We start from the raw sequence: 23,675 nt of genomic DNA on the forward strand, positions 1-23,675 counted from the left end.
AATTACGATGCAGAAAGGATGCCACGATGTGATTCTTTCAACCGGTTTAATTGTGGCAGTATTACAGGCAGGCCTGTAATATGCAATGGGTATAAATATGATTTTAAAAACAAAACTTTTTGGGCATGTATATGCCTTCAAATCCCTGAAGGAAGTAATGGCGAAAGCCAATGAAGAGAAATCCGGGGACAAGCTTGCGGGACTTGCTGCAGAGACGGCAGAGGAGCGTGTTGCAGCAAAGGTTGTACTGTCTCAGATTACGCTGGAAGATTTGCGGAATAATCCGGCGGTACCTTATGAAACAGATGAGGTTACCAGAATTATTCAGGACGATTTAAATGAGTCTATTTATAACGAGATTAAACGTATGACAGTCTCCGAATTTCGGGAATGGATTCTGGATGAAGAGACTACGGGAGATCAGATCCGGCGTATCTCCAGGGGACTGACTTCAGAAATGGTAGCTGCTGTGGCAAAACTGATGTCGAATCTGGATTTGGTCTATGGAGCCAGGAAAATCCGGGTAACTGCACATTGCAATACGACTATCGGGGAAGCGGGAACATTGTCATCCAGACTTCAGCCAAATCACCCCACCGATGATCCCGACGGAATTATGGCATCTCTTTTGGAAGGGCTGACCTTTGGAGCCGGAGATGCACTGCTTGGTTTGAATCCGGTAGATGATTCAGCTGAAAGTGTAACCCGGATACTGAAGCGTTTCGAAGAAATCAAACAGAAGTATCAGATACCAACCCAGACCTGTGTACTGGCGCATGTTACAACTCAGATGGAAGCAATTAAAATGGGAGCGCCGACCGATCTGATTTTCCAGTCTATAGCAGGATCCGAGCTGGGAAATACGGCCTTTGGATTTAATGCGGCTACGATTGAAGAGGCACGCCAGATGGCGTTGACCAAGGGAACGGCACAGGGACCCAATGTGATGTATTTTGAAACGGGGCAGGGCTCAGAACTGTCATCGGAAGCGCATCATGATACTGACCAGGTGACGATGGAAGCCAGGTGTTATGGATTTGCGCGTCATTTTTCACCGTTCCTGGTAAACACCGTAGTGGGATTTATAGGGCCGGAATATCTGTATGATGGTCGCCAGGTAAACCGCGCCGGACTGGAAGATCACTTTATGGGGAAATTGACAGGAATATCCATGGGCTGTGATGCCTGCTATACCAACCACATGAAGGCAGATCAGAATACCATTGAAGATTTATCCGTATTACTGACTGCTGCAGGCTGTAACTATTTTATGGGTATTCCTCACGGAGATGACGTTATGCTGAATTATCAGACAACCGGTTTTCAGGAAACAGCAGCGCTTCGGGAAATCTATGGACTGACTGCGATAAAACCATTCCATGAATGGCTTTTAAAAATGGGTTATGTGGATGAGCGGGGAAGACTTACGAAGAAAGCGGGAGATGCCTCTACATTGTTCTAGAGTGTGTTTTAAAATTCATTCCTGCCATCTGCACGCCCCACTTTGTGGCATATTTGCCCCGAATTCAGGTTGCGTAGCCCGCTACGCGCCCTTCATCCGGGACAAATCTACCACAAACTGTGACGCACATCTGTCAGAAAGCAATTATAAAACACGCTCTAGAGCGTTTAAAACTGTATCGGATAATGAAATTATTATTTGTTTCTACAAGGAGGAAAACAAGCGTGAAAGATGAAGAAATAAGGTCTATGGTAGAGAAGGTTCTGGAGCAGATGCTGAATACTGGAAAAGCACCGGAACCCAAGCGGTCTGAGGTCATACAGACCACAGCAGAAAATTTGAAAAAACAGGCGCCGCAAGATACCGGCGGATGTCTGGAGGATATTACCGAAGTGGATCTGCGCAAGCAGCTGTTGGTAAAGGATCCCAAAGATGCACCAGGATATCTGGCAATGAAAGCCAAAACCCCAGCCAGACTTGGGATAGGAAAGGCAGGTGCCAGATACCGGACAGCGACTATGCTTCGGGTACGTGCGGATCATGCAGCAGCCCAGGATGCTGTGTTCAGTGATGTATCAGAAGAGTTTATTAAAAAATGTGACTTTGTATTTGTACAGACGCTGTGCCAGGATAAGGATCAATACCTGACCCGACCGGATCTGGGAAGAAGATTTCCAAGTGAAGCTCTGGATGTTATCCGCAAAACCTGTGGAAGCCATCCCAAAGTTCTGGTTATTGTAGGTGACGGACTGTCTTCGTCTGCAATTGAAGCAAATGTGGAAGATATGATTCCTGCTATTCGTCAGGGGCTGCAGATGCATGGAATTACCCTGCCGCCGATTTTATTTATTAAATACGCCAGGGTTGGCGCCATGGATGCAGTTGGTGAAGTTACGGATGCTGATGTAATCTGTATGCTGGTAGGAGAAAGACCGGGGCTTGTAACGGCAGAATCCATGTCAGCGTATATTGCATATCAGCCAAGACATGGTTTGGCGGAAGCTAAGCGGACGGTAATCAGTAATATACACAAAGGCGGAACTACAGCAGTTGAAGCAGGTGCTCATGCAGCAGAACTGATCATGAAAATGCTGGAAAAGAAGGCCAGCGGCATTGACTTAAAATAAATGAGAAAGGCAGCTATAGCAGATAAGTCTGCTATATGCAGTGGGTGTAAAAATGAAAAATGATGAATTGCGGCCGAATATCCTGGCTATACGGATTATATCTAATGTCAGCGATGACCTGGTTCAATCCTTAGGGTTAGATCCAAGGCATAAGAGTCTGGGAATTATTACGGCAGATATGGATGATGTCACTTATACAGCACTGGATGAGGCAACAAAGGATGCAGATGTGGATGTAGTCTATGCCAAATCTATGTATGCAGGAGCCGGAAATGCCTCTACCAAACTGGCAGGGGAAGTAATTGGCATTATCGGCGGACCAAGTCCGGCAGAGGTGAGAAGCGGATTAAATTCAATTATTAATTTTATGCAGCATGGAGCCTGCTTTGTAAGTGCAAATGAAGATGATTCCATTGTGTATTATGCACATACTGTATCAAGGACAGGGTCTTATTTATCCAAGATAGCAGGAATCCGGGAAGGAGAAGCCCTGGCTTACCTGATCGCACCTCCTCTGGAAGCAATCTATGGACTGGATGCAGCACTTAAGGCTGCCGATGTAAAACTGGTAACCTTATATGAACCACCTTCTGAGACGAATTTTGGAGGCGGGCTTTTAACCGGAAGCCAGTCCGCATGCAAGGCTGCGTGTTCCGCTTTTGCCCAGGCAGTACGGTCCGTAGCTGATGCGCCAAGGGAATACGAATAAGAGGAGGAAGTAAGGAATGGAATTAAGAGATAAAGACCTGATATCTGTCCAGGAGACGAGGAATCTTTTAGCAGAAGCGAAAGCGGCCCAGAAGGAGCTGGCACGTATGGATCAGCAGCAGATTGACCGGATTGTAAAGGCTATCAGCGATGCAGGTACAAACAGTGCAGAGCATCTGGCAAAAATGGCAAATGAAGAAACGGGATTTGGCATTTGGCAGGACAAGGTGATTAAGAACCTGTTCGCTTCAAAAGTAGTGTACGATGGGATTAAAGATGAAAAGACTATTGGAATTATTCACGAAGACAGAGAAAGAAAAGTTTGGGATATTGGTGTACCAGTAGGGGTTATTGCCGGAATTATACCTTCTACTAATCCAACATCCACTGTGATTTACAAGGCGATGATTGCACTAAAAGGCGGTAATGCTATTGTATTTTCACCGCATCCGGGTGCAAAAAAATGTATTTTAGAAACCGTTCGAATTATAGCAGATGCCGCACAGAAAGCAGGATGCCCAAAAGGTGCCATTTCCGCCATCAGTGTACCTACGATGGACGCAACCAAGGAACTTATGAGCAATGATAACACCTCCCTGATTCTGGCTACCGGCGGCGGCGCAATGGTTAAATCCGCATATTCTTCCGGAACACCGGCAATTGGGGTGGGGGCAGGAAACGGCCCCGCATTTATTGATAAAAGTGCTGATGTAAAAAAAGCCGTTCAGAGAATTCTGGATTCTAAAACATTTGATAACGGGACAATCTGTGCTTCCGAACAATCTATCGTGGTGGAGAAGTCCATGGAAGAAAAGGTTGTAAAGGAATTAAAAGAACAGGGTGCCTATATTATGGATGATGCTCAGACCAAACAGCTGGGACAGTTCATCTTAAGAGCAAACGGAACGATGAATCCAATGATAGTAGGAAAAAGCACAGCTACAATTGCACAGTACGCAGGATTGACCGGAATTCCTTCCACAGCAAGAGTATTGGTGGGAAGAGAGACAAAGGTTGGAGATGGTGCGCCTTATTCCAGAGAAAAACTGGCACCTGTATTGGGGATGTATGTAGAAGAGAATACAGATAAGGTGTTAGAACGCTGTATAGAGATTCTGCATATGGAAGGTGCAGGGCATACGTTTTCCATGCATGCAGAGGATGAAGCTCTGGTGCGTAAATTTGCACTGCAGATTCCGGCATCCAGATTTCTGGTAAATACACCCGGAGCCCTGGGTGGAATCGGAGCGACGACAGGACTGTTTCCTGCGCTGACTCTTGGCTGCGGAGCCGTGGGCGGAAGCTCTACTTCTAACAACATTGGTCCGTTAGATGTGATTAATATTAAAAGAGTTGCGTTTGGAACAAAAGAGTTAGCAGAGATCAGAAGAGAAGCACAGACGGCAGGCGGACATGGCACTTCGGCATCCAGCCTGGGACTAAGCCAGGAGATGATAGACTCCATCGTTGAAAAAATTATGAAGGAGCTTATCTGATTCAGATACAGGCATTTCAAACACGCGCTAAAGCCCGTGAAACAACGATGAATGAATATGAGCAATTGTAGAATAATAATACGATAGAAATAAATAATAAGAAATATAAAACATGAAATCTTAAATTTAAAATTACGGAGGTAATGGAAATGGCTAATACAAATGCATTGGGTATGATTGAAACAAAAGGTCTGGTTGGAGCTATCGAAGCGGCAGATGCGATGGTAAAAGCAGCAAATGTAACGCTGGTTGGTAAAGAATCCATTGGCGCAGGTCTGGTAACCGTTATGGTCAGAGGCGATGTAGGAGCAGTTAAAGCAGCTACCGATGCAGGAGCAGCTGCAGCAGAACGCGTGGGAGAACTGGTATCTGTGCATGTAATACCCCGCCCGCATACAGAAGTAGATGTAATTTTACCCCACCAGGTTGAAAGAGCGGCAGGTACCTTTTCCGAAGAGGCTTAATAACCATGGAAGAATCAAGAGACAAAATCCGCAGAATCGTTACCGCAGCGGTCAGTCAGGCAATAAATGGAAAACCAGAGCATATGACGCATTTAAGAGGAGAAGAGCTTGTCTTCAAGGACCATCCGCGAATTGCGTTCAGAGGGGCAATTGATTCTCTGGAATCTGAAATCATTCTTTTTCAGACATTGACCGAGAAAAAGCAGCTTCACAGGATGACACAGGATCTGGAAGAAATTATCAAGACCATACGGTGGACTCTCCGGTGTGAAGTCTCGGGAGAGCCGGTGGGTGAAATATTGATGCAGGGTCTGAATACGGATGAAATGCGGGCACATTCCCATCATCCAAGCCAGTACTATGGGATGAAACATTTCCTGCCCACCTATCAGCATGGCGAAATCGTGGCATATTTAAACCGCCTTCGTACAAAAGCCAGAGAAACTGAATTGGCGGCATACCGGGCTTTTAAAATGGAATCAGGGGATGTGGAAAGGGAAGATATTATCCGGGTCTTAAACAGGCTTTCTTCTCTGTTTTGGATCATGATGTTCAAATACCTAACGGGAAAATATGAAGAAACAGATCCGCAAATGTGTAAAGTGTGAAAGAGGTACACTTTCACAATGCTAATTTAAGCATATCGCAGGCAGGATTGTAATATGCAAGGAGGCAGTTTGGAAGAAAAGCGCTTTCAAACTACTTATTAAGGCAGTATCGCAGGCAGGCCTGGGATATGCAGGAGGTATCACTATGAATGAACTTGTAGATAATATCGTAGAAGCAGTTGTCAGGGAACTTCGCCAGAAACTGATGGTGGAAGTTGAGGCTTCCGGGAGGCACGTGCATTTATGCAGGGAGGATGTGGACGCGTTATTTGGAAAAGGCTATCAGCTTACCAGAGTACGTGATCTTTCCCAGCCAGGGCAGTTTGTGTGCCAGGAACGCATTTCGCTGACAGGTCCGAAAGGGACGTTAAAAAATGTTGTAATTCTGGGGCCTGAGAGGAAAGAGACCCAGGCTGAGATCTCTATGACTGACGCACTGGTATTGGGAATAAAACCGCCGGTGCGCTTAAGCGGAGATATCGCGGGTACGCCGGGAGCCATTTTTTCTAATGGGGACAGGCAGGTAGTAAAGGATAAAGGCGTAATAGTAGCAAAGCGCCATATGCACATTACTCCGGAAGATGCCGCCCGTTTCCAGGTCAAAGATGGACAGGCGTTGAAAATAAAGGTATTTGGCAGCAGGCCGGTTATATTTGAAGATACTATAGCCAGAGTCAGTAAAGATTTTGACACGTATGTTCACATTGATTATGATGAAGCCAATGCCTGTGGGTTTGAAAAAGGAACTTTCTGCAGAATTGTACACTAGAGTGTGTTTTAAAATTCATTCCCGCCATCTGCACGCCCCACTTTGCGGCATATTTGCCCCGAATTCAGGTTGCGTAGCTCGCTACGCGCCCTTCATCCGGGACAAATCTACCACAAACTGTGACACACATCTGTCAGAAAGCAATTTTCAAACACGCTCTAGAGTGTGTTTTGCCATGTTTGAATATGCTCAAAGGAAGGGAAAGAGCCTATGGATGAGAAAGTTTTAATAGAAGAAGTGATTCGGGAATTAAAGCGTAAAATTGGCCAGGACTGTATGAGAAATGCAGCCGGAAGGTCAGCTATGGTATTGGGCGTACTGCCTGAGGGCGAAGAAAAAGCTTTGAAAGCTGCGTATCAGATCATCCCGTTTTCGGAGGCAGAAAGCTGCGATATCTATGTATTGGCACAGATGCCGATAAAATTAATGGCTGATCTGGTTCTTGGAATTCCATCAGAACCGCAGGCTGCATGTATCTTACGGGCATTGCTGGAAGGAAAACGGGTATATCTCCTGGAGTCCGGTCTGGAATACCGGAGATACAAAGAGACAGCATACAAGACTTTATATCATCTCTATCAGGAATATGAAGCTGCTGTTCAAAGATTTGGGATAGAACTGATCAGCTATACGTCAGAAATAGCAAAAGAAAACCGCATACAACCAAGACCTGAAACAGAGGACTATGTGGATCTGAGCGGCCTTCGCCTCTTGCGGGAATCGGACCTGATAAAGGTTCGGGGAACCGGCAGCATCACTATATTGCTGGGGCAAAATACGATTATTACACCGCTGGCCAGAGATTACATTTCGAATCACAATATGGCGGTTATAAGAAATTAAGGGGTGAGGGTTTGGAAATTGGCAAGGTAATAGGAAATGTCTGGGCAACGAAAAAAGATGAAGGGATCAACGGGCAAAAGCTTTTGGTCATTGATATCATGAAAAGATCCAGGCAGGAAGATGAGTCATTTATTGTTGCAGCCGATGTAATCGGAGCAGGAGTTGGTGATATGGTACTGGTTTGCCGGGGAAATCCCGCACGAATGGTAGTAGGAGATGGAAAAACTCCGATAGATGCAGCAGTAATAGGAATTATAGATTCTCTGGATATCCAGGAATCTGCAAATAACAATGGAGGTGTTCAAAATGGGCATCAATGAGATCATTATCTATATTATGGTATTTTTCGCCGCATTAGGCGCCCTGGACCGGATTATCGGCAACCGGTTTGGCCTGGGGGAAAAATTTGAAGAAGGTATTATGGCGATTGGCGCCCTGGCAGTATCCATGGTGGGTATTATTGCGCTGGCACCGGTCATTGCGAATCTGTTAAAACCGGTTATCGTACCGCTGTTTGGATTTCTGGGCGCTGACCCGGCTATGTTTGCCGGATCGATTCTGGCAAATGATATGGGTGGAGCGCCACTTGCAGAAGCCTTGGCTTTAGATCCCAATGCTGGAAATTTTGGTGGTTTGATTGTAGGGGCTATGCTGGGACCTACAATTGTATTTACCATTCCGGTTGCACTGGGAATTATTGAAGAGTCTGACCGGAAATATCTGGCGACGGGTGTTCTGGCTGGAGTCATCACCATTCCCATTGGTTCCTTCGTTGGAGGACTTGTAGCAGGGTATTCCATTGGAATGGTACTGCGCAATCTGATTCCAATTATTATCTTTGCCCTTCTGATTGCTCTGGGACTCTGGAAATTTGAAAATGCCATGGTAAAAGGATTTACTTATTTCGGTAAATTTGTTGTGGCGGTTATTACTTTGGGACTGGGTGTGGGAATCATCGAGCAGTTGACGGGAATTGTCCTGATCAAAGGTATGAATCCTTTAAGTGAAGGATTTACCGTAGTTGCAGACATCGCAATTGTGTTGGCAGGTGCGTTTCCACTGGTTTATGTAATTACCAAAGTATTCAAAAAGCCACTGATGAAGCTTGGAAAAGTACTTGGGATGAATGACATTGCAGCAGCAGGATTAGTAGCCAGTCTGGCAAACAGTATTCCTATGTTTGGAATGATGAAAGATATGGACAACCGGGGAAAGATATTAAATGTGGCGTTTGCCGTATCGGCAGCCTTTGTTTTCGGTGATCATCTGGGATTTACCGCAGGATTTAATTCTACTATGATTTTTCCAATGATTATTGGAAAACTGGTAGGAGGGATTACAGCGGTAATGGTAGCTGTTTTTATTTCTAACAGGACATTAAAAGAGGATCATTCAGGACAGGCTTCTGCAAAGTAGAATGATTATAGAAGGAGAATGCCGTCAATGGATATAAATAAAGAATCAATCGAGCAAATGATTGCCCAGATTCTGGCAGAAAAATTAGGACAGATGGGGCAGCTGACAAAAGATAATCAAAAAGAGACAGCCGGTAATATAATAAAGGTTAAAGTTCCGGCGGTAAAAGTGGAACCTTCCGACCGTCTTGATACCGGGAAAGGAACAGATCAGGTCTATACACATGATCTGTTTACATTGCCGGAAAGTCCCAGACTTGGATGCGGAATTATGGAGATGGAGAAAACTACTTTTGACTGGACATTAAATTATGATGAAATAGATTACGTAATCGAAGGTTCCCTTACGATTATTGCCAATGGGAAAAGTGTAACAGCGGGCCCGGGTGAAATAATACTCATTCCCAAAGGCTCCAAAATTCAGTTTTCGGTGCTTCAGAGTGCCAGATTTCTATATGTGACCTATCCGGCTGATTGGGCAGATCAGGGATGAACTTGTGGAAGTAAAGAATTTTCACATTTCTCATCCGGGCAGTGTGGTAAGCGTTATTGTGATCTACAGAGAGGTGCAGGGATGAACCAGAGAGAAATATTTCTGGAAATGCAGACCCATATGATAGAAGATGAAAACCCGTCATCTTATTTAAATGAAATGTATGAAAGAGGTTTGTTTAAGGACTACCCCTTTCAAATGCTTTATGAACTCCGCAATACAGAGCAGTCGCCAATATATCATCCGGAAGGAAATGTATGGATTCATACGATGCAGGTTATTGATGTAGCGGCAAAAGTAAGAAAGCGGAGCAGGGATCCCAGAGTTTTTATGTGGGCGGCCCTGCTTCACGATATTGGAAAACCCTCTACAACGAGAATGAAAAAGGGCAGAATCACTTCCTATAACCATGACCAGGCAGGTGAGCAGCTGGCAAGGGAATTCCTGTCCTTTTTCGATGAAGATAATAATTTTATAGAAGCAGTATGTGGACTGGTGCGCTATCACATGCAGATTTTGTTTGTGGTGAAAGGGCTGCCCCATGCAGATCTGGAAGGAATGAAGAAAAGAACAGATCTGCAGGAAGTAGCGCTCCTTGGCCTGTGTGACCGGTTGGGAAGGGATACGCAAAATAAAGAAGAAGAAGAAAAAAACATCCGGCTTTTTATAAAGAAATGTTTAGATGATTAAGGACGCTTTGTATAGGAGGGTAGTAGTGCTCCCCTGTCTACAAAGTGTCCTTTTTTTAAAAAAACCATTTTTTTGCTTTGTGTGTTGACAAATCTGATGTGCAAAGGTACAATAAATTTAAAAGAATTTAAATTTATTTAAAAATTTAAAGGACAATTGTGAAATAATGTATGTTATTTCTTTTTATTAAAATCGCATTAGTGCGTCATAGGAGGTTTTTATGAGGGTGAAGGCTAAGGATATTGCAAAGGAGCTTGGGCTTTCTACAGCTACGGTTTCCCTGGCAATTAATAACCGTCCGGGTGTAAATGAAGATACCAGGAGAAGGGTATTGGATTATCTGGAAAGTAAGACAGCGGAGGATGAGTCCGCAGGTGGAAATGAAAAAATTATCCGCATGCTTGCTTTTTTGGAAGACCGGCCATATTGGGACAGTTCTGAGAATACCAGGACGTACATAACGTTCGAACAGGCATCCAGGCGGGCGAGGGAATACGGATATAAGATGGATCTGGTAAATGTAATCCGGGGAAAAGATGATATTGGAGCGTTTCTGGATGAATGTATCCGGGATAATGTGGCAGGTGTCTATGTGAATGCAGCCTATATGGAAGAGGATGATTATGCCAGCTTCCTGAATTTTAAAATACCTTTTGTGGTCTGCGATCAGGATTTTAATGATCTGCATACAGACAATATTATGCTGAATAACCATCAGGGAGTCATAATGGGATTGGATTATCTCTATAAAAACGGGCATCGTGATATCCTCTATTTCCGCAATACAAATAATTTTTATAATATGTACGAACGCCGGGAAGCTTTTAACCGGTTTATGGAGAAAAAGGGACTTCAGAGCCGGAGAAATGAAAGAATTGTGGATATCGGAGGGGGAACCCAGGAAGCTTTTGAAGGCATGCAGCGATACATAGAAGATAAAAAACATATCCCAACGGCTATCTTTTCGGAAAATTATGAGGTTACGATCGGGATCAGTAAAGCTTTGGAAAATAACGGTTATAAAATACCCGATGATATTTCAATTGTGGGTTTTGATACGATTCCGGACACTGCCCTCATGGATTATCAGCCTACCTGCATTTGTGCCTTGCATGACAGAAAGGCTTATGTGTCCATCGGCAGGCTGGTGGAGCGAATCCAGGGGGATGTGGAAGAATCCGTTAAGATCTATGTGAATACAGAGCTGATTATTGGGGACAGTGTCCGCTGTTTATAGAACATAAGCAAAGTAATATGTTTTTATTGACACGTGATATAAAGTATAGTAGTATAAAATATAGCGGAGAGGTAGAGGAAAGGAAAAATGGCAGCAATAGATCTAATTGTGTTAGGAATGATTAAGCAGAGACCACAAAGTGCATATGATCTGCAGAAAAGTGTGGAGTACCGCAATATTTCCAGATGGGTAAAAATCAGTACGCCATCGATATACAAGAAAGTGGTCCAGATGGAGGACAAGGGGTATATTAAAGGAAATGTAATGAAGGATGGAAAAATGCCGGAAAAATCTGTTTATATGATTACGCCGGAAGGCGATGCATATTTCGAGAAACTTATGGAGAAGACGGCAATGCAGTCGGTAAGTATTTTCCTGGATTTTAATGCTGTTATTATGAACCTGGATTTCGCAGCGCCTGCAAAAAGAGAAGAATTGCTGGAACATATCCGGGAAGGAATCTCAGACCTGAAAGAGGTGATTGGGGAAAATTCGCAGAAGCGTACCCATATCCCAATGACAGGACAAACAATATTGGAACAACAGTATCTGATGGCATCTTCCATGGAAGCGTGGATTTTGAAATTCATGAGTGAATACCTGGACAAAGATGCAGATGGAGAAAAAAATTTGGAAAATGAATAAAAATTTTAAGGAGGTATTTTTATGCATGAATCAAGATGCGGCGTTTGCTGCAATTCCTGTGAAAGAAAGGACAAAGTGGCATGCAAAGGATGTTTGAATATGGAAGGACCTTTCTGGGGCGGAACCTGTGAGGTGAAGAGCTGCTGTGAGAAAAATAAATATGATCATTGCGGTGTCTGTCCGGAATTCCCATGTGAGGTATTATCTAATATGGGAAAAGAACAGGGATTCGATCCAACTATTAAGATAGAAAAATGCAGGGAGTGGAGCACTTTTTGACGGCCCGCGGACATTCGCTGTGAAATCCAGATGGTTTTCGCAGCTCAGCCGCCTGGTATGGAACATGTAATTATCCCACACTCCATCTTTCAGAGATGCGGCTGCTTGAAACAGAGCCGGATTGATATGGCAGTAATGATAGGATATCCCAATGGAGCAGCTTTACGAAGATCTGGAATACCTGGATAATATTGTACAAAGGCACCAAAGCCTATTGATTTTTTTATTGGCATAGCATATAATATAACATAATTACAAAATAATAACAGCAGTATTAAGAGAGGGAAGAACAAATGGACGACGCCGATAGCGACGCTGACCGACCTTTATTTTATTATTTTAATCGGTTTATAAGTAAATATGAAAATAAAAATGGACATAACCTGTATTTGTGAAGTACAGGCTATGTCTTTTTGTGTATTTTTATATGATTATGACAGAAAGAATGGGGCGGAAGCTGTATGATGGAAGTGAAGCTAATGAAAACAGGGAACATATCTGAAGGAGGATTTTATTAGATGGATAGTAACAGTGTGTCACTTATAATTATTGTAATTTGTATTATAATGTCTGCGTATTTTTCGGCTACAGAAACAGCTTTTTCTTCTCTGAACCGTATTCGAATCAAAAATATGGCGGAAAAAGGGAATAAAAAGGCGGCTCTGGTGTTAAAGCTGTCCCAGGATTATGACCGTTTGTTATCTACCATTTTAATTGGCAATAATATAGTAAATATAGCGTCGGCATCGCTTGCTACCGTACTTTTTGTAAAACTATTGGGAGAGGACCTGGGTGCCAGCATATCTACAATTGTTACGACTATAGTAGTTTTGATTTTTGGTGAAGTTTCCCCAAAGAGTATAGCAAAAGAGTCACCGGAAAAATTCGCTATGTTTTCAGCCACCATATTGAATTGTTTTGTCTGGATTTTAACGCCTTTTAACTTTCTTTTCCGCCAGTGGAAGAAACTGTTGTCGAAGATGTTTAAGAATTCAGAGGACAGAACAATTACAGAAGAAGAACTGCTGACAATTGTAGACGAAGCAGAGCAGGAAGGCGGAATCGATGAGCAGGAAAGTACGCTCATACGAAGTGCCATTGAATTTACGGAAATAGAGGCTATTGATATTTTTACACCCAGAGTGGATGTGGTTGGCATACCTCTGGATGCGGCGAAAGAAGAAATCGCAGGTGTTTTTGCAAGGACAGGATATTCAAGGCTTCCGGTTTATGAAGAAGACATTGACCACATTGAAGGAATTGTGTATCAGAAGGATTTCCACAATCATATTTATCACACGGAGCAGGAATTGGCTGCCATTATCCGACCGGCTTTGTATACCACTAAAAATAAGAAAATAGGTATTCTGCTTAAGGAGCTGCAGGCGGCGAAATCCCATATTGCAGTTGTGATTGATGAGTTTGGAGGAACGGTTGGTATTGTAACACTGGAAGATATATTGGAAGAACTGGTTGGTGAAATATGGGATGAACACGACAAGGTTGTTCATGAAATGGAGCAGACCGGACAGGACGAATACGTTGTGATTGGCTGTATGAATGTTGAAAAGCTGTTTGAAGAACTGGATATGGAACAGGAATTTGAAGTGGTATCCGTCAGTGGCTGGGTAATGGAGGAACTTGACCGAATTCCAAAAGAAGGGGACTGTTTTTCTTATAAGAATCTGGAAATTACAGTGCTGCAGATGAAGGAAAGGCGGGTTGAAAAAGTCCGGGTTAAGAAAATATAGAAAAAGGAGGCTTCCCTATGTGTGGAAGATATTATATAGATGATGATACGGCAAGAGAAATGGAAAAAATAGTCCGTCAGGTAGATGCAAAGCTGTGGAAAGAATATAGTTCCAGAGATATTTGTCCCACAGCTGCTGCACCTGTTATCCTTGGGAGAGAGGAAGAATTTGCTGAAGAAATATTCACCTGGGGATTTCCGGGATTCGATAAAAAAGGTGTAATTTTTAATGCCAGATCCGAGACGGCTTTGGAAAAGAGAATGTTCCGGGAAAGCATATTGGTCAGAAGATGTGTGATTCCTGCGAAACGTTTTTATGAATGGGATGCTCATAAGAATAAGTTTACGTTTCAGAGAGAGGATGGAAAAATATTGTTTCTTGCAGGATTTTATAATCTGTATGAAGGACAGGAACGTTTTGTGATTTTAACCACGGATGCGAATGAAACAATGAAACCCGTACACAGCCGGATGCCCCTGATACTGGAAAGCGAGGAGCTCAGGGACTGGATCTTTGATGAATACAGGGCAAAGGAACTTCTGCATCAGATTCCCGCACGTTTGAAAGGCAGTTCGGAATATGTTCAGCAGACCTTGGATTTCTTATAGATAATCCATTATTTACCTGTTTACATCCTATATATGTTCTTATAAGATGAAAACAGGAGGCGAACATATGTTTGAAAAACTAATCTTTCACGTAGATGTAAACTGCGCATATTTGAGTTGGGAAGCCGTATACCGTCTAGAGCATTTGGGAGCTGTACAGGATCTGCGTACAATTCCATCTGCTGTGGGCGGGGACAGTAGCAAGCGCAGGGGAATTATATTGGCGAAATCCATTCCTGCAAAGAAATACCGGATACAAACAGGAGAAACTATTTCAGAGGCCCGGGTGAAATGCCCGGAGCTGGTGTTGGTTCCTCCTGATTTTGAATTGTATGAAAAAGCATCTGCAGCGTTAATGAAAATTTTAAGGGATTTCACTCCGGTTGTGGAACAATACAGTATCGATGAAGCTTTTTTAGATATGACAGGTACTCAGGGATTTTGGAAAGATCCCATAGAAGCAGCCTGTTCCTTAAAAGACCGGGTATTCCGGGAATTAGGGTTTACCGTAAATGTTGGTATTTCTAAAAATAAAGTTTTGGCGAAGATGGCATCCGATTTTAAAAAGCCGGATATGGTACATACGCTTTTTCCCGAAGAGATATCTGTGAAAATGTGGCCGCTGCCGGTGTCAGATTTATTTTTTGTGGGCAGGGCAACCACGAGAAAATTAGTACAGTTAGGCATACGGACAATTGGAGAACTGGCGCATACAGATTTGCAGATTTTAAGAGACCATCTGAAAAAGCATGGGGAGGTTATCTGGGGATTTGCAAATGGAATAGATGTATCGGTAGTAGAACCGGTGCCGCCCCCGAATAAGGGTTACGGAAATTCTACAACGATACCCTTTGATGTAGTGGATGGAAAAACGGCAAAGATGGTTTTGCTGGCACTTGCGGAAACTGTGGCGGCAAGGCTTCGCCATGACGGTGTGAAAGCAGAAATAGTGGCAGTGGGTATTAAAAATTATGAACTCCACTACGAATCCCATCAGTGTATTTTGCCGGAGGCCACAGATATCACGCTGGAAATTTACCATGCGGCAGCGAGGCTGTTTGATGAATTGTGGGATGGTGTGCCGATACGGCATCTGGGTATTCATACAGGGAGGATACATGAACAGGATTACATCCGTCAAATGCAGTTGTTTGATCCAATCGATTTTGAAAAGTTGGAAAAGCTTGACGCAGCTGTAGATCATATCAGAAAAAGATACGGATTAGATGCTTTGAAACGCGCTGTATTTGTACAGACCCCCATAGACCACATGGAGGGTGGAATTGGGAGAAAGTACAAAAAATAGAAATTAATTACGGATGCTGTCAGGAAGTGGTAGTCATGGTATCCGGTTCTGACTGGGATGACTGCAGTTCTTTCGTAAGTCGTACTGCCCGTCTGAAAAAAACGAACCCAAGGATAAACATAATTGCCAGGGCACCCACACCCAGATTTACCTTACCGGTAATCTGGCTGATGATACTTACCAGAGTGGTTCCAAGAAAAGAGGCTCCTTTTCCGCAGATATCCAGAATACCAAAGTATTCGCCGGATTTATCGGGAGGGATAATCTTGGCAAAGAAGGAGCGGGACAGTGCCTGTACCGTTCCCTGAAACATGCCGACGCATATAGCTAATATCCAGAACTCTAACTGGGAATCCAGCTGCATTGCAAACAGGGTGATGCCCAGATATGCTGCTATACAGATGGATATGAGCCGGGTAGTATCCTGCTTTTGTGCAATCCGTGCAAAGATAAGAACACAGGGAAAAGCAACGATCTGTGTCAGTAAAAGAGCCAGTAAGAGACCGGTGGTATCAAGACCCAGTGAGGTACCATACGCTGTTGCCATATCGATGATGGTGTACACACCATCGATATAAAAGAAAAAAGCCAGCAGGAACATAAAAATATGCTTTTGGCGTTTCATATCTTTCAGGGTTCTAAAAAGCCTTCCAAAACTTTCTTTTGCAGCATTGCCTGATTTTTCTACATAATGTATCTGTCTGTAATTTTTAATCAGAGGCAGGGAAGAAACCAGCCACCAGACTGCCACAATGCAAAAAGCCATAGCCATTGCCTGTGTCATGGTGAGTCCCAGCTTGCCTGCACCCAGTACCAGACCGAGACTTGCAATAAAAGGGATGCAGCTTCCGATATAGCCCCAGGCATAGCCATGGGAAGATACTCTGTCCATACGTTCAGATACCGTAATATCGGTGAGCATAGAGTCATAAAAAATATTTGCTGAAGAATAACCAACTTTAGTGATAATAAAAATTCCCAGAAACCAGATCCAGGAGTGAAGGAAACCAAGAATAATACAGCCTGCAATTCCGACGCCAATGGAAAGGATAAAGAATTTTTTCTTATAGCTCCTGGTGTCTGATATCGTTCCTGCAATTGGACCGATCAGGGCAACTAAAATGGTAGAAATGGATGCAGCATAACCCCAGTAAGCAAGATAATTGACAGACGAAATATTGGCGTTGTCAGCGAGATAGTTAAAATATATAGGGATGATGGTAGAGACGAGCAGAATAAATGCAGAGTTTCCCACATCATATAAGATCCATTGCTTTTCTAAGGCAGTCAATTTAAATTTCATAGAAAGATACCTCTCTGTTATGGTTTGTAAGGGCGGATAGCCCTGGAAGTTCACTTGAAAGTTTCTGGAATAAGATAATTCTTGTGCCGCCATAAAAATTATAGGAAATGGATGTAAAGTTTTCAAAAGTCAATGGTAAATTTCTTGTAAAAAATCCGGTTAAATAAAAATCTCTTTCCGTTGGGGCTAACCTTTTGGAAAAGAGATTTTTATATACCGCTACGCGCCCTTCATCCGGGACAAATCTCCCACAAACTGTGACGCACAGCTGCCAGAAAGCAATTTTAAAACACGCTCTAGGCTTCTTCTCTGTCGTTTGTCAGCTTCAGCTTATCAAAGATATAGAATAAAAGGGATAAAATCATACCAACGATACATGCAAGTACCATACCTTTTAATTCTACGTTACCAAGTGTAAGTGCCGCCCCAGAGAGTCCGGTGACAAAGACTACGGAAGTCAGTGTCAGGTTACGGCTTTTGCCGTAATCTACACCGGCATCTACCATGATACGGATACCGGAAGTTCCGATCATACCGTAAAGCAGGAATGAAATACCGCCGATAACGGGTCCTGGAATGGTGTTGATTAATGCGGACATCGGTCCGATGAAAGAGCACAGGATCGAGAGCACGGCAGCACCGCCGATTACGCGAACGGAGTATACTTTTGTCATAGCCATTACACCGATATTTTCACCATAAGTAGTAGTAGGTACGGAGCCTACAAGACCGGATAACATGGTAGAGAAGTTATCGGCAAATAAAGAACGGTGAAGTCCCGGATCCTTTAGCAGGTCACGGCCAATGATCTTGCTGGTTACAACCTGATGCCCGATATGCTCAGAAGCAATTACCAGTATAACCGGAAGCAGTATCAGAACAGCTTCAGCCTTAAAGTGCGGAAGCTGGAAGCTTGGCAGGGAAATAAAGGGTGTTGCAAGTGCTTCCTTAATAGTGCCAAGGTCAATTACATTGAAAATGACGGCTGAAATATAACCGGCAATAATGGAGATCAGGATTGGTATGACTGCCAGGAACTTTTTGAAAAGTACATTTCCGAATACCGCAACTCCTAATGTGATTAAGAATACAATCAGGTTATTCATTGCTACCGGAGTAACCGTCTGCTCATACAAGCCGGATGCCTGATCCAGAGTATAAGATGTAGATGATAAAATTCCGGCGTTAGAAGCAGCCGTTCCAGCCAGTTCCAGTCCGATCAGGGCTACCACAGGACCCATGGCTGCCGGCGGCAGAACGATGTCAATCCACTTTGTCCCAAATTTGTAAATGATAAACGACAGGATACATCCGCATAAACCGACGATAACAAAACCGCCCAGGGCGTATGAGTACCCCCATTTGGCAATTACAATACCAGCGGGTGCAAGAAAGGCAAAACTAGATCCGAGATATGCTGGAGCTTTCCCTTTTGTAATAAGGATAAATAGCAGAGTACCGATACCATTGGTAAGCAATACGATTGCGGGGCTGATTCCAAAAATAAATGGAACAAGCACAGATGCGCCAAACATGGCAAACATGTGTTGAATACTCAGAGGAGCAAGCAGTTTAAATGGTACCTTGTCCTCAACTTGAATGATCTTTCTTTCGTTCAAGAAAATTCCCTCCCTGTTTTATGATTATTTTTAACTCTTTATACTATATCATACAAAAACATGACAAGAAAGAAAAAAATGTTGAAATTGATCAGAAATTGTTGATGAAAGAGCGGGAGGGAACGGATATTACAAAAAACAGCTGAAAAACGTTATTACAATTACAGCTGGGGAAGTCCCAGGTAGTTCAAAAGTCCCACGTAAATGCCATATGCAAACTGATACTGGTCATCCCTTAAATGCTGTGCATCGCTGGTGTTACTGATATAAGCCAGTTCTACCAGAACCGCCGGCATATTTGTGCGGCGCAGTACGTACAGGCCGGGATTGATCCGGACACCGTTATCCTTTGTCCCTACCCGGCGCACAATTTCATCCACTATTTCCTGTCCCAGATAATAAGGCGCTGAGTCCGGGCGATAGACGTAGACTTCAGTACCGTTGATGGCAGGATTTGTATTAGAGTTGACGTGGATGCTGATAAAATAGTCAGCAGGCCAGCTGTTTGCCATATTTACACGTTCACGAAGGCTGGTGGCATTACTGGTACCGAGAACTTCAGTAGGTGAATTGCGGGAGGTACGAACCTCGAAACGGGGATCCGCGGCGAGTAGATCTGCAAGATAGGCTCCTACCGTGTAGGTGATATCCTGCTCCCGAAGACCGTTGCCCTCGGCTCCGGCATTGAAGCCGCTGGGATTGTGTCCCTGGTCTACAAAGATACGAATTGCCAAAAGTATCACATCTTTTCTATATTATGGTATCTGTATATTATATGAAAAAGCAGGGATAGCGTGCAGAAAATTATGGTTTTTCTGCATGCTATATAATTGAATTTTGCAGAAAAGCAAGGTATAATAAAAGCATTCCAAATTAACGAATTATTGACTGAAGCGTCCGTATATGGAGGAACCATGGAGACAGAAAATAACAAGAACTACGGGAACAATATCCCCTGCGGCGTGTGCAGGATGAAATGCGATAAAGTATTTACTATTTTATGGGCAAATGACCGTTATTATAAAACGTTCGGATATACAGGAGAAGAAGCTGGGCAGGAAGAATTAAACAACGCAAAGAAGATAATCTATCCGGGGGATTATCAGAGACTTGTCCGTATGCTGCATAAAAAGATTGCGCAAAATATATATGATTTTGAATGTGAGCACCGTTATATCCACAGATCCGGCAAATTGTTGTGGATGAGAGTAGCATCCGCTTATGATCCGGGTCAGGGTGGTACACTTACCTGCGCTATTACGGATATTACGAACCAAAAGAGTGCAGAAGAGTCACTGGCATTAAAAGAAGAAGAAAACAGAATCGCTTTTGCAATGACCGGTAAAATCATGGATGTATTTGATATCAAAACAAGAACACTGTACATAGAAAAAAGGGGAGCTCAAAGTTTTGGACTTCCGGAAGTTATTACAAATATGCCGGATGAAATTTTGAATACGGAGGTGGTAATTGAAGATAGTAAAGCGGAAGTATCCCGTTTTTTCCAGTCGATGCTGGATGGTATTCCGATGGGGGAAATTATAGTACGTTTAAAAAACAGAAAGGGCAGTCTCAACTGGTATAGGATGAAATACCGGCTTACTTATAGTGTGAACGGCGAAGTGCTGCGGGGCATTATCATATATGAGGATTATACGGTTCAGCGGGAAAAAGAAGCAGCCTATGAAAAATGGCGGAAGTATAATGAGAACCAGCTTGCAGGGGAGATTGTGTCCTATGAATGTAATCTGAATGAGAATACGGTGGAACATGTCGGCGGTCCCATGGCGGAAGAACTTCCGCAAAAAATAGATACCTATGATGAACTGGCTGCATTTGTGACAAAACAGTGGGTCTTTGAGGAAGACAGACAAATGTTTGAGCGTTTTTTTACCAGAAGCAGATTGATTGAAAAGTATTATAAAAAAGACTGCAGCCTTAAAATTGACTGCAGGTTTTTGGATTCCCAGGGTAAACTTTTCTGGACGGAGATCAGCACATTTTTACTTCCGGATCTTGATACAGATGAAGTCAAAGCAATGATACTGTTTCGAAATATTGACAAAGAAAAAAGAAGAAGCATTGAACTGGAGAATCGTTCTCAAATCGATCCCCTGACGGGACTGCTGAACCGGGGGACGGTTATCGAAGAAGTATCGGGACTGTTAGATAACAGTCCGCTGTCCAGCAGGCATATTTTTATAATGGTGGACATTGATTTCTTTAAATCTTTGAATGATCAGATGGGACATCAGTTTGGAGACCAGGTTTTAAGAGAGATTGCCAATATTTTAAAGACTTCCGTTCGTATAAATGATATTGTTGGGCGTCTGGGCGGGGATGAATTTGTAATTTGTTTAAGGGATATCCCCCTGAATACGCTTTTGGAACAGAAGCTTGGAAATATCGTCATGCAGCTTTCAAAGCATTATGAGGAGGGAATCTGTGTATCCGGCAGTATGGGTGTGGCAGTTTATCCAAAGGACGGAACCAGCTTTGACGAACTTTATATGCGTGCGGATGCCGCACTTTATACAGCCAAGGAGATGGGACGCAATCAGTTTGTATTCTATCAGCAGGGAATGGAACACAAACAAAAGGACCGAAACAGATGTAAGGATGAAGGGGAATCCGGTACAGGCAGCCAATCCGGCAGTCAGAATCATAAAAGTATAGGCAGTAAAGAGTATCTTGCAGAGATTAATGCCATGCACCATCTGGAGGAAAGTAATCTGATTTACAGTTATTTAAATTCCGTTCATCATATTTTTAAAGATATGATCGTCATGAATGTTTCAAAGAATTATTACAGGCGGATGCTGAATGAGAGCGCAGAAAATTTGCATAAATGGGAGAAGGGAGATCTCCATGCTGAACTGGAGGTTATAGTCAAAGACCGGATTCATCCCGAAGACGGGGTACGTTTTAAACAGTTTACGAACTGGGACCTGGTGAGAAAAGCGATGCAGGAAGGCAAAACAACGGTGTATGGAGAATTCAGAGGAAGAGCGCAGGGAGACAACTATAAATGGGAGGCGTTTTCTCTGGTGCCTATGAACGGTGGAAATGATGATGAAATGTACCTGTGTTTTATTCAGGATATCCATGCTGTTAAAATCCGTGAGGAAGAAAACCGTACTCTCCAGATACAGGTACGCAGACAGATTGAAGATGAATGTTACCGACGAATCATGGAATTGTCAGGGACAATATTACTGGAATATGACAGAGAGGATGACAGTTACTATGCATCGCCTCCGGCAAAACAGTTTACATTAATCAAAAATGTAGGGAGCGACAGAAACCAGCGCTTTATTACCCGGGATGATGTTCACCCCAATGACTGGGAACAGGCTAGAATGATTTCTAAAAAAGTGATGGATGGTGCCATGAATGCAGGAACTACCGTTCGTCTGAAAAAAACGGACGGTCAATTCATGTGGTGTCATATTGTTCTTACCGTGTTAAGGGCGGAGGATGGTTCTGTTAACCGGTCTCTGTTTACAATAACAGATGTAGATGAAGCTACTAGAAACAGACGGGAGCTTGAATACAGGGCAGAATATGATGATCTAACCGGTTGTTCTAATTTCAGCAGGTTTAAAATAGAAGCTAAACAAATTTTGGAAAACAGAAATGAAAAGAAATATGCGCTGTGGTATTGTGATCTGCGTAATTTTAAATTAGTAAACAATGTCTATGGCTATGATTTTGGAGACAGAGTACTGCAGTATTGGGCAAAGATCAGCAGCCGGGACCAGCGCGAAGGAGAAATATTTGCCAGGGTGTCGGCAGATCACTTTGTTTCCCTCCTTTGGTATGACAGTATCGATGAGCTGGAGATGCGGTTCCAGAAAAATGCAGGGCTACTGGCAAAATTCAAAGGACTGGCCGGAAAAAAACTGCTGCTGGAAATGGTTGCGGGGATCTATCTGGTAGAAAAACACGGGAAGACCATAGGGATAGAAGATATGATAGATTGTGCCAATCTTGCTCAAAAAAGTGTAAAAGTATTAGAAGGCAGTAAATATGCAGTCTATACAGAAGAAATGCGCAGGCAGATTCTATCGGAAAAAGAAATGGAATCGGCTATGTATAAAGCTTTGGAGAACCGGGAATTCTGCGCTTATTTTCAGCCTATCGCTGAGATTCAGGACGGAATACGGGTAAGTGGGGCAGAGACCCTGGCAAGGTGGATACGTCCGGGTTATGGTGTGGTTCCGCCCAACAGATTCATTCCGCTGTTTGAAAAAAATGGTTTTATTATTGATCTGGACAGTTATATGTTTGAAGAAGCCTGCCGTTTTCTGCGCAAATGGCTGGATGAAGGACGGGAGCCCATTAAAATATCGGTTAATGTCTCCAGAATAAGTGTATTTCAACGGGATTTTTCCAGACATTATATCAGGCTAAAGGAAAAATATAATATACCGAATGGCCTGCTGGAATTAGAGTGTACGGAATCAGTGCTGGTTGAGAATGCAGAACTTCTGGAAATGGTTATGCGTACCATGCGCGTAAGCGGTTTTTTCTTCTCTATGGATGATTTTGGTTCCGGGTATTCTTCCCTGAATCTGCTAAAAGACATTACCGTAGACATACTGAAGCTGGATATGATGTTTTTCCGTAATGAAAACCTGAAGGAGCCTCGTCATCAGACTATTATATCCAGTATTATCTCCATGGCGAAGGCATTGAATATGAAAGTTGTGGCTGAGGGTGTGGAAACAGAAGAGCAATTGCAGCTTCTACGTGAATTCGGGTGTGATTATATCCAGGGGTATCTGATCAGCAGGCCGATACCTGCGGAAGAATTTGAAAATCAGTTTTAGAATATTTTAGAAAAAAAGGG

General features: G+C 43.2%; 25 protein-coding genes and 1 pseudogene. 21 read left to right on the forward strand and 5 right to left on the reverse strand.

Annotated features, from left to right (window positions below; genetic code table 11):
• Positions 1-97: 97 nt before the first annotated feature.
• The 8 genes from CD03_RS0128280 to eutD all read left to right on the forward strand — a co-directional run bounded on the left by CD03_RS0128280 (position 98) and on the right by eutD (position 6,634).
• Positions 98-1,462: an ethanolamine ammonia-lyase subunit EutB gene (locus CD03_RS0128280; RefSeq protein ID WP_027296489.1), complete on the forward strand. Its 1,365-nt coding sequence runs from the start codon at positions 98-100 to the stop codon at positions 1,460-1,462.
• The gene (locus CD03_RS39675; protein ID WP_334291689.1) at positions 1,443-1,697 is read left to right on the forward strand and encodes a DUF6783 domain-containing protein; all 255 of its coding nucleotides are present in this window, start codon (positions 1,443-1,445) and stop codon (positions 1,695-1,697) included. Before CD03_RS0128280 ends, CD03_RS39675 begins: the two co-directional genes overlap by 20 nt.
• On the forward strand, positions 1,687-2,589 hold the full coding sequence (gene eutC / locus CD03_RS0128285; RefSeq protein ID WP_027296490.1) for an ethanolamine ammonia-lyase subunit EutC: 903 nt from the start codon (positions 1,687-1,689) through the stop codon (positions 2,587-2,589). The genes CD03_RS39675 and eutC overlap by 11 nt, the downstream gene beginning before the upstream one ends.
• 52 nt (positions 2,590-2,641) lie before the next feature.
• A complete protein-coding gene (eutL, locus tag CD03_RS0128290; protein WP_027296491.1) occupies positions 2,642-3,298 on the forward strand; it encodes an ethanolamine utilization microcompartment protein EutL in 657 nt (218 codons plus the stop codon).
• 16 nt (positions 3,299-3,314) lie between these two features.
• Positions 3,315-4,793, forward strand: coding sequence for an acetaldehyde dehydrogenase (acetylating) (locus tag CD03_RS0128295; RefSeq protein WP_027296492.1), 1,479 nt, complete (start codon positions 3,315-3,317; stop codon positions 4,791-4,793).
• Between the two features lie 149 nt (positions 4,794-4,942).
• Positions 4,943-5,257 carry a BMC domain-containing protein gene (locus tag CD03_RS0128300; protein ID WP_027296493.1) on the forward strand — a complete coding sequence of 105 codons (315 nt, stop codon included), beginning with the start codon at positions 4,943-4,945 and terminating at the stop codon, positions 5,255-5,257.
• Positions 5,258-5,262: 5 nt separating this feature from the next.
• Positions 5,263-5,865, forward strand: coding sequence for a hypothetical protein (locus CD03_RS35125; protein WP_052378022.1), 603 nt, complete (start codon positions 5,263-5,265; stop codon positions 5,863-5,865).
• A gap of 145 nt (positions 5,866-6,010) precedes the next feature.
• Positions 6,011-6,634, forward strand: a complete 624-nt coding sequence (gene eutD, locus CD03_RS0128310; RefSeq protein ID WP_027296494.1) for an ethanolamine utilization phosphate acetyltransferase EutD — start codon at positions 6,011-6,013, stop codon at positions 6,632-6,634.
• Positions 6,635-6,698: 64 nt separating this feature from the next.
• Here eutD and CD03_RS40230 read toward each other — a convergent pair whose 3' ends face one another.
• Positions 6,699-6,764, reverse strand: a complete 66-nt coding sequence (locus tag CD03_RS40230; protein WP_442969750.1) for a DUF6783 domain-containing protein — start codon at positions 6,762-6,764, stop codon at positions 6,699-6,701.
• Positions 6,765-6,844: 80 nt separating this feature from the next.
• On the opposite strand from CD03_RS40230, the gene CD03_RS0128315 reads away from it, so the two are divergent.
• From CD03_RS0128315 to CD03_RS0128370, 11 genes are all read left to right on the forward strand, one after another.
• Positions 6,845-7,477, forward strand: coding sequence for a hypothetical protein (locus tag CD03_RS0128315; RefSeq protein WP_027296495.1), 633 nt, complete (start codon positions 6,845-6,847; stop codon positions 7,475-7,477).
• An 11-nt stretch (positions 7,478-7,488) separates the two neighbouring features.
• Positions 7,489-7,797 (forward strand): EutN/CcmL family microcompartment protein, encoded by a 309-nt coding sequence (locus CD03_RS35130; RefSeq protein WP_044289731.1) that lies wholly within the window; start codon positions 7,489-7,491, stop codon positions 7,795-7,797.
• On the forward strand, positions 7,784-8,893 hold the full coding sequence (gene eutH, locus CD03_RS0128325; protein WP_027296496.1) for an ethanolamine utilization protein EutH: 1,110 nt from the start codon (positions 7,784-7,786) through the stop codon (positions 8,891-8,893). Before CD03_RS35130 ends, eutH begins: the two co-directional genes overlap by 14 nt.
• 27 nt (positions 8,894-8,920) lie before the next feature.
• Positions 8,921-9,385: a cupin domain-containing protein gene (locus CD03_RS0128330; protein WP_044289732.1), complete on the forward strand. Its 465-nt coding sequence runs from the start codon at positions 8,921-8,923 to the stop codon at positions 9,383-9,385.
• 81 nt (positions 9,386-9,466) lie between these two features.
• Positions 9,467-10,075 (forward strand): HD domain-containing protein, encoded by a 609-nt coding sequence (locus tag CD03_RS0128340; RefSeq protein WP_027296498.1) that lies wholly within the window; start codon positions 9,467-9,469, stop codon positions 10,073-10,075.
• A 220-nt stretch (positions 10,076-10,295) separates the two neighbouring features.
• The gene (locus tag CD03_RS0128345) at positions 10,296-11,312 is read left to right on the forward strand and encodes a LacI family DNA-binding transcriptional regulator (RefSeq protein ID WP_027296499.1); all 1,017 of its coding nucleotides are present in this window, start codon (positions 10,296-10,298) and stop codon (positions 11,310-11,312) included.
• A gap of 87 nt (positions 11,313-11,399) precedes the next feature.
• Positions 11,400-11,957, forward strand: coding sequence for a PadR family transcriptional regulator (locus CD03_RS0128350; RefSeq protein ID WP_027296500.1), 558 nt, complete (start codon positions 11,400-11,402; stop codon positions 11,955-11,957).
• A 21-nt stretch (positions 11,958-11,978) separates the two neighbouring features.
• On the forward strand, positions 11,979-12,236 hold the full coding sequence (locus CD03_RS0128355; RefSeq protein ID WP_027296501.1) for a DUF3795 domain-containing protein: 258 nt from the start codon (positions 11,979-11,981) through the stop codon (positions 12,234-12,236).
• Between the two features lie 518 nt (positions 12,237-12,754).
• A complete protein-coding gene (locus CD03_RS0128360; RefSeq protein ID WP_027296502.1) occupies positions 12,755-13,987 on the forward strand; it encodes an HlyC/CorC family transporter in 1,233 nt (410 codons plus the stop codon).
• Positions 13,988-14,004: 17 nt separating this feature from the next.
• Positions 14,005-14,595, forward strand: a complete 591-nt coding sequence (locus CD03_RS0128365; RefSeq protein WP_027296503.1) for an SOS response-associated peptidase — start codon at positions 14,005-14,007, stop codon at positions 14,593-14,595.
• A 67-nt stretch (positions 14,596-14,662) separates the two neighbouring features.
• Positions 14,663-15,901: a Y-family DNA polymerase gene (locus CD03_RS0128370; protein ID WP_027296504.1), complete on the forward strand. Its 1,239-nt coding sequence runs from the start codon at positions 14,663-14,665 to the stop codon at positions 15,899-15,901.
• A gap of 19 nt (positions 15,902-15,920) precedes the next feature.
• On the opposite strand, the gene CD03_RS35135 is transcribed toward CD03_RS0128370, so the two are convergent.
• Together CD03_RS35135 and CD03_RS40235 are read right to left on the reverse strand one after the other, a co-directional pair.
• Positions 15,921-17,204 (reverse strand): MFS transporter, encoded by a 1,284-nt coding sequence (locus CD03_RS35135; RefSeq protein ID WP_044289733.1) that lies wholly within the window; start codon positions 17,202-17,204, stop codon positions 15,921-15,923.
• Complete coding sequence (locus CD03_RS40235) at positions 17,194-17,487, reverse strand: DUF6783 domain-containing protein (protein WP_442969751.1); 294 nt, start codon at positions 17,485-17,487, stop codon at positions 17,194-17,196. Before CD03_RS40235 ends, CD03_RS35135 begins: the two co-directional genes overlap by 11 nt.
• Here CD03_RS40235 and CD03_RS40240 point away from each other — a divergent pair.
• Positions 17,437-17,622 carry a DUF6783 domain-containing protein gene (locus tag CD03_RS40240; RefSeq protein WP_442969752.1) on the forward strand — a complete coding sequence of 62 codons (186 nt, stop codon included), beginning with the start codon at positions 17,437-17,439 and terminating at the stop codon, positions 17,620-17,622. The two genes, CD03_RS40235 and CD03_RS40240, sit on opposite strands and share 51 nt — an antisense overlap.
• Here the strand turns inward: CD03_RS40240 and uraA are convergent.
• A pseudogene (uraA, locus tag CD03_RS0128380) lies at positions 17,570-18,823 on the reverse strand (uracil permease); the annotation flags it as partial. The gene CD03_RS40240 and the pseudogene uraA overlap by 53 nt on opposite strands.
• Positions 18,824-18,984: 161 nt before the next feature.
• The gene (locus tag CD03_RS0128390; RefSeq protein WP_442969731.1) at positions 18,985-19,566 is read right to left on the reverse strand and encodes an N-acetylmuramoyl-L-alanine amidase family protein; all 582 of its coding nucleotides are present in this window, start codon (positions 19,564-19,566) and stop codon (positions 18,985-18,987) included.
• Positions 19,567-19,737: 171 nt separating this feature from the next.
• Here CD03_RS0128390 and CD03_RS36590 point away from each other — a divergent pair, with 171 nt between their 5' ends.
• Positions 19,738-23,655, forward strand: coding sequence for an EAL domain-containing protein (locus tag CD03_RS36590; RefSeq protein WP_052378023.1), 3,918 nt, complete (start codon positions 19,738-19,740; stop codon positions 23,653-23,655).
• Positions 23,656-23,675 lie beyond the last annotated feature (20 nt).

Origin of the sequence: Robinsoniella sp. KNHs210 (genome assembly GCF_000686105.1) — a bacterium.
Lineage (GTDB): Bacteria > Bacillota > Clostridia > Lachnospirales > Lachnospiraceae > Robinsoniella > Robinsoniella peoriensis.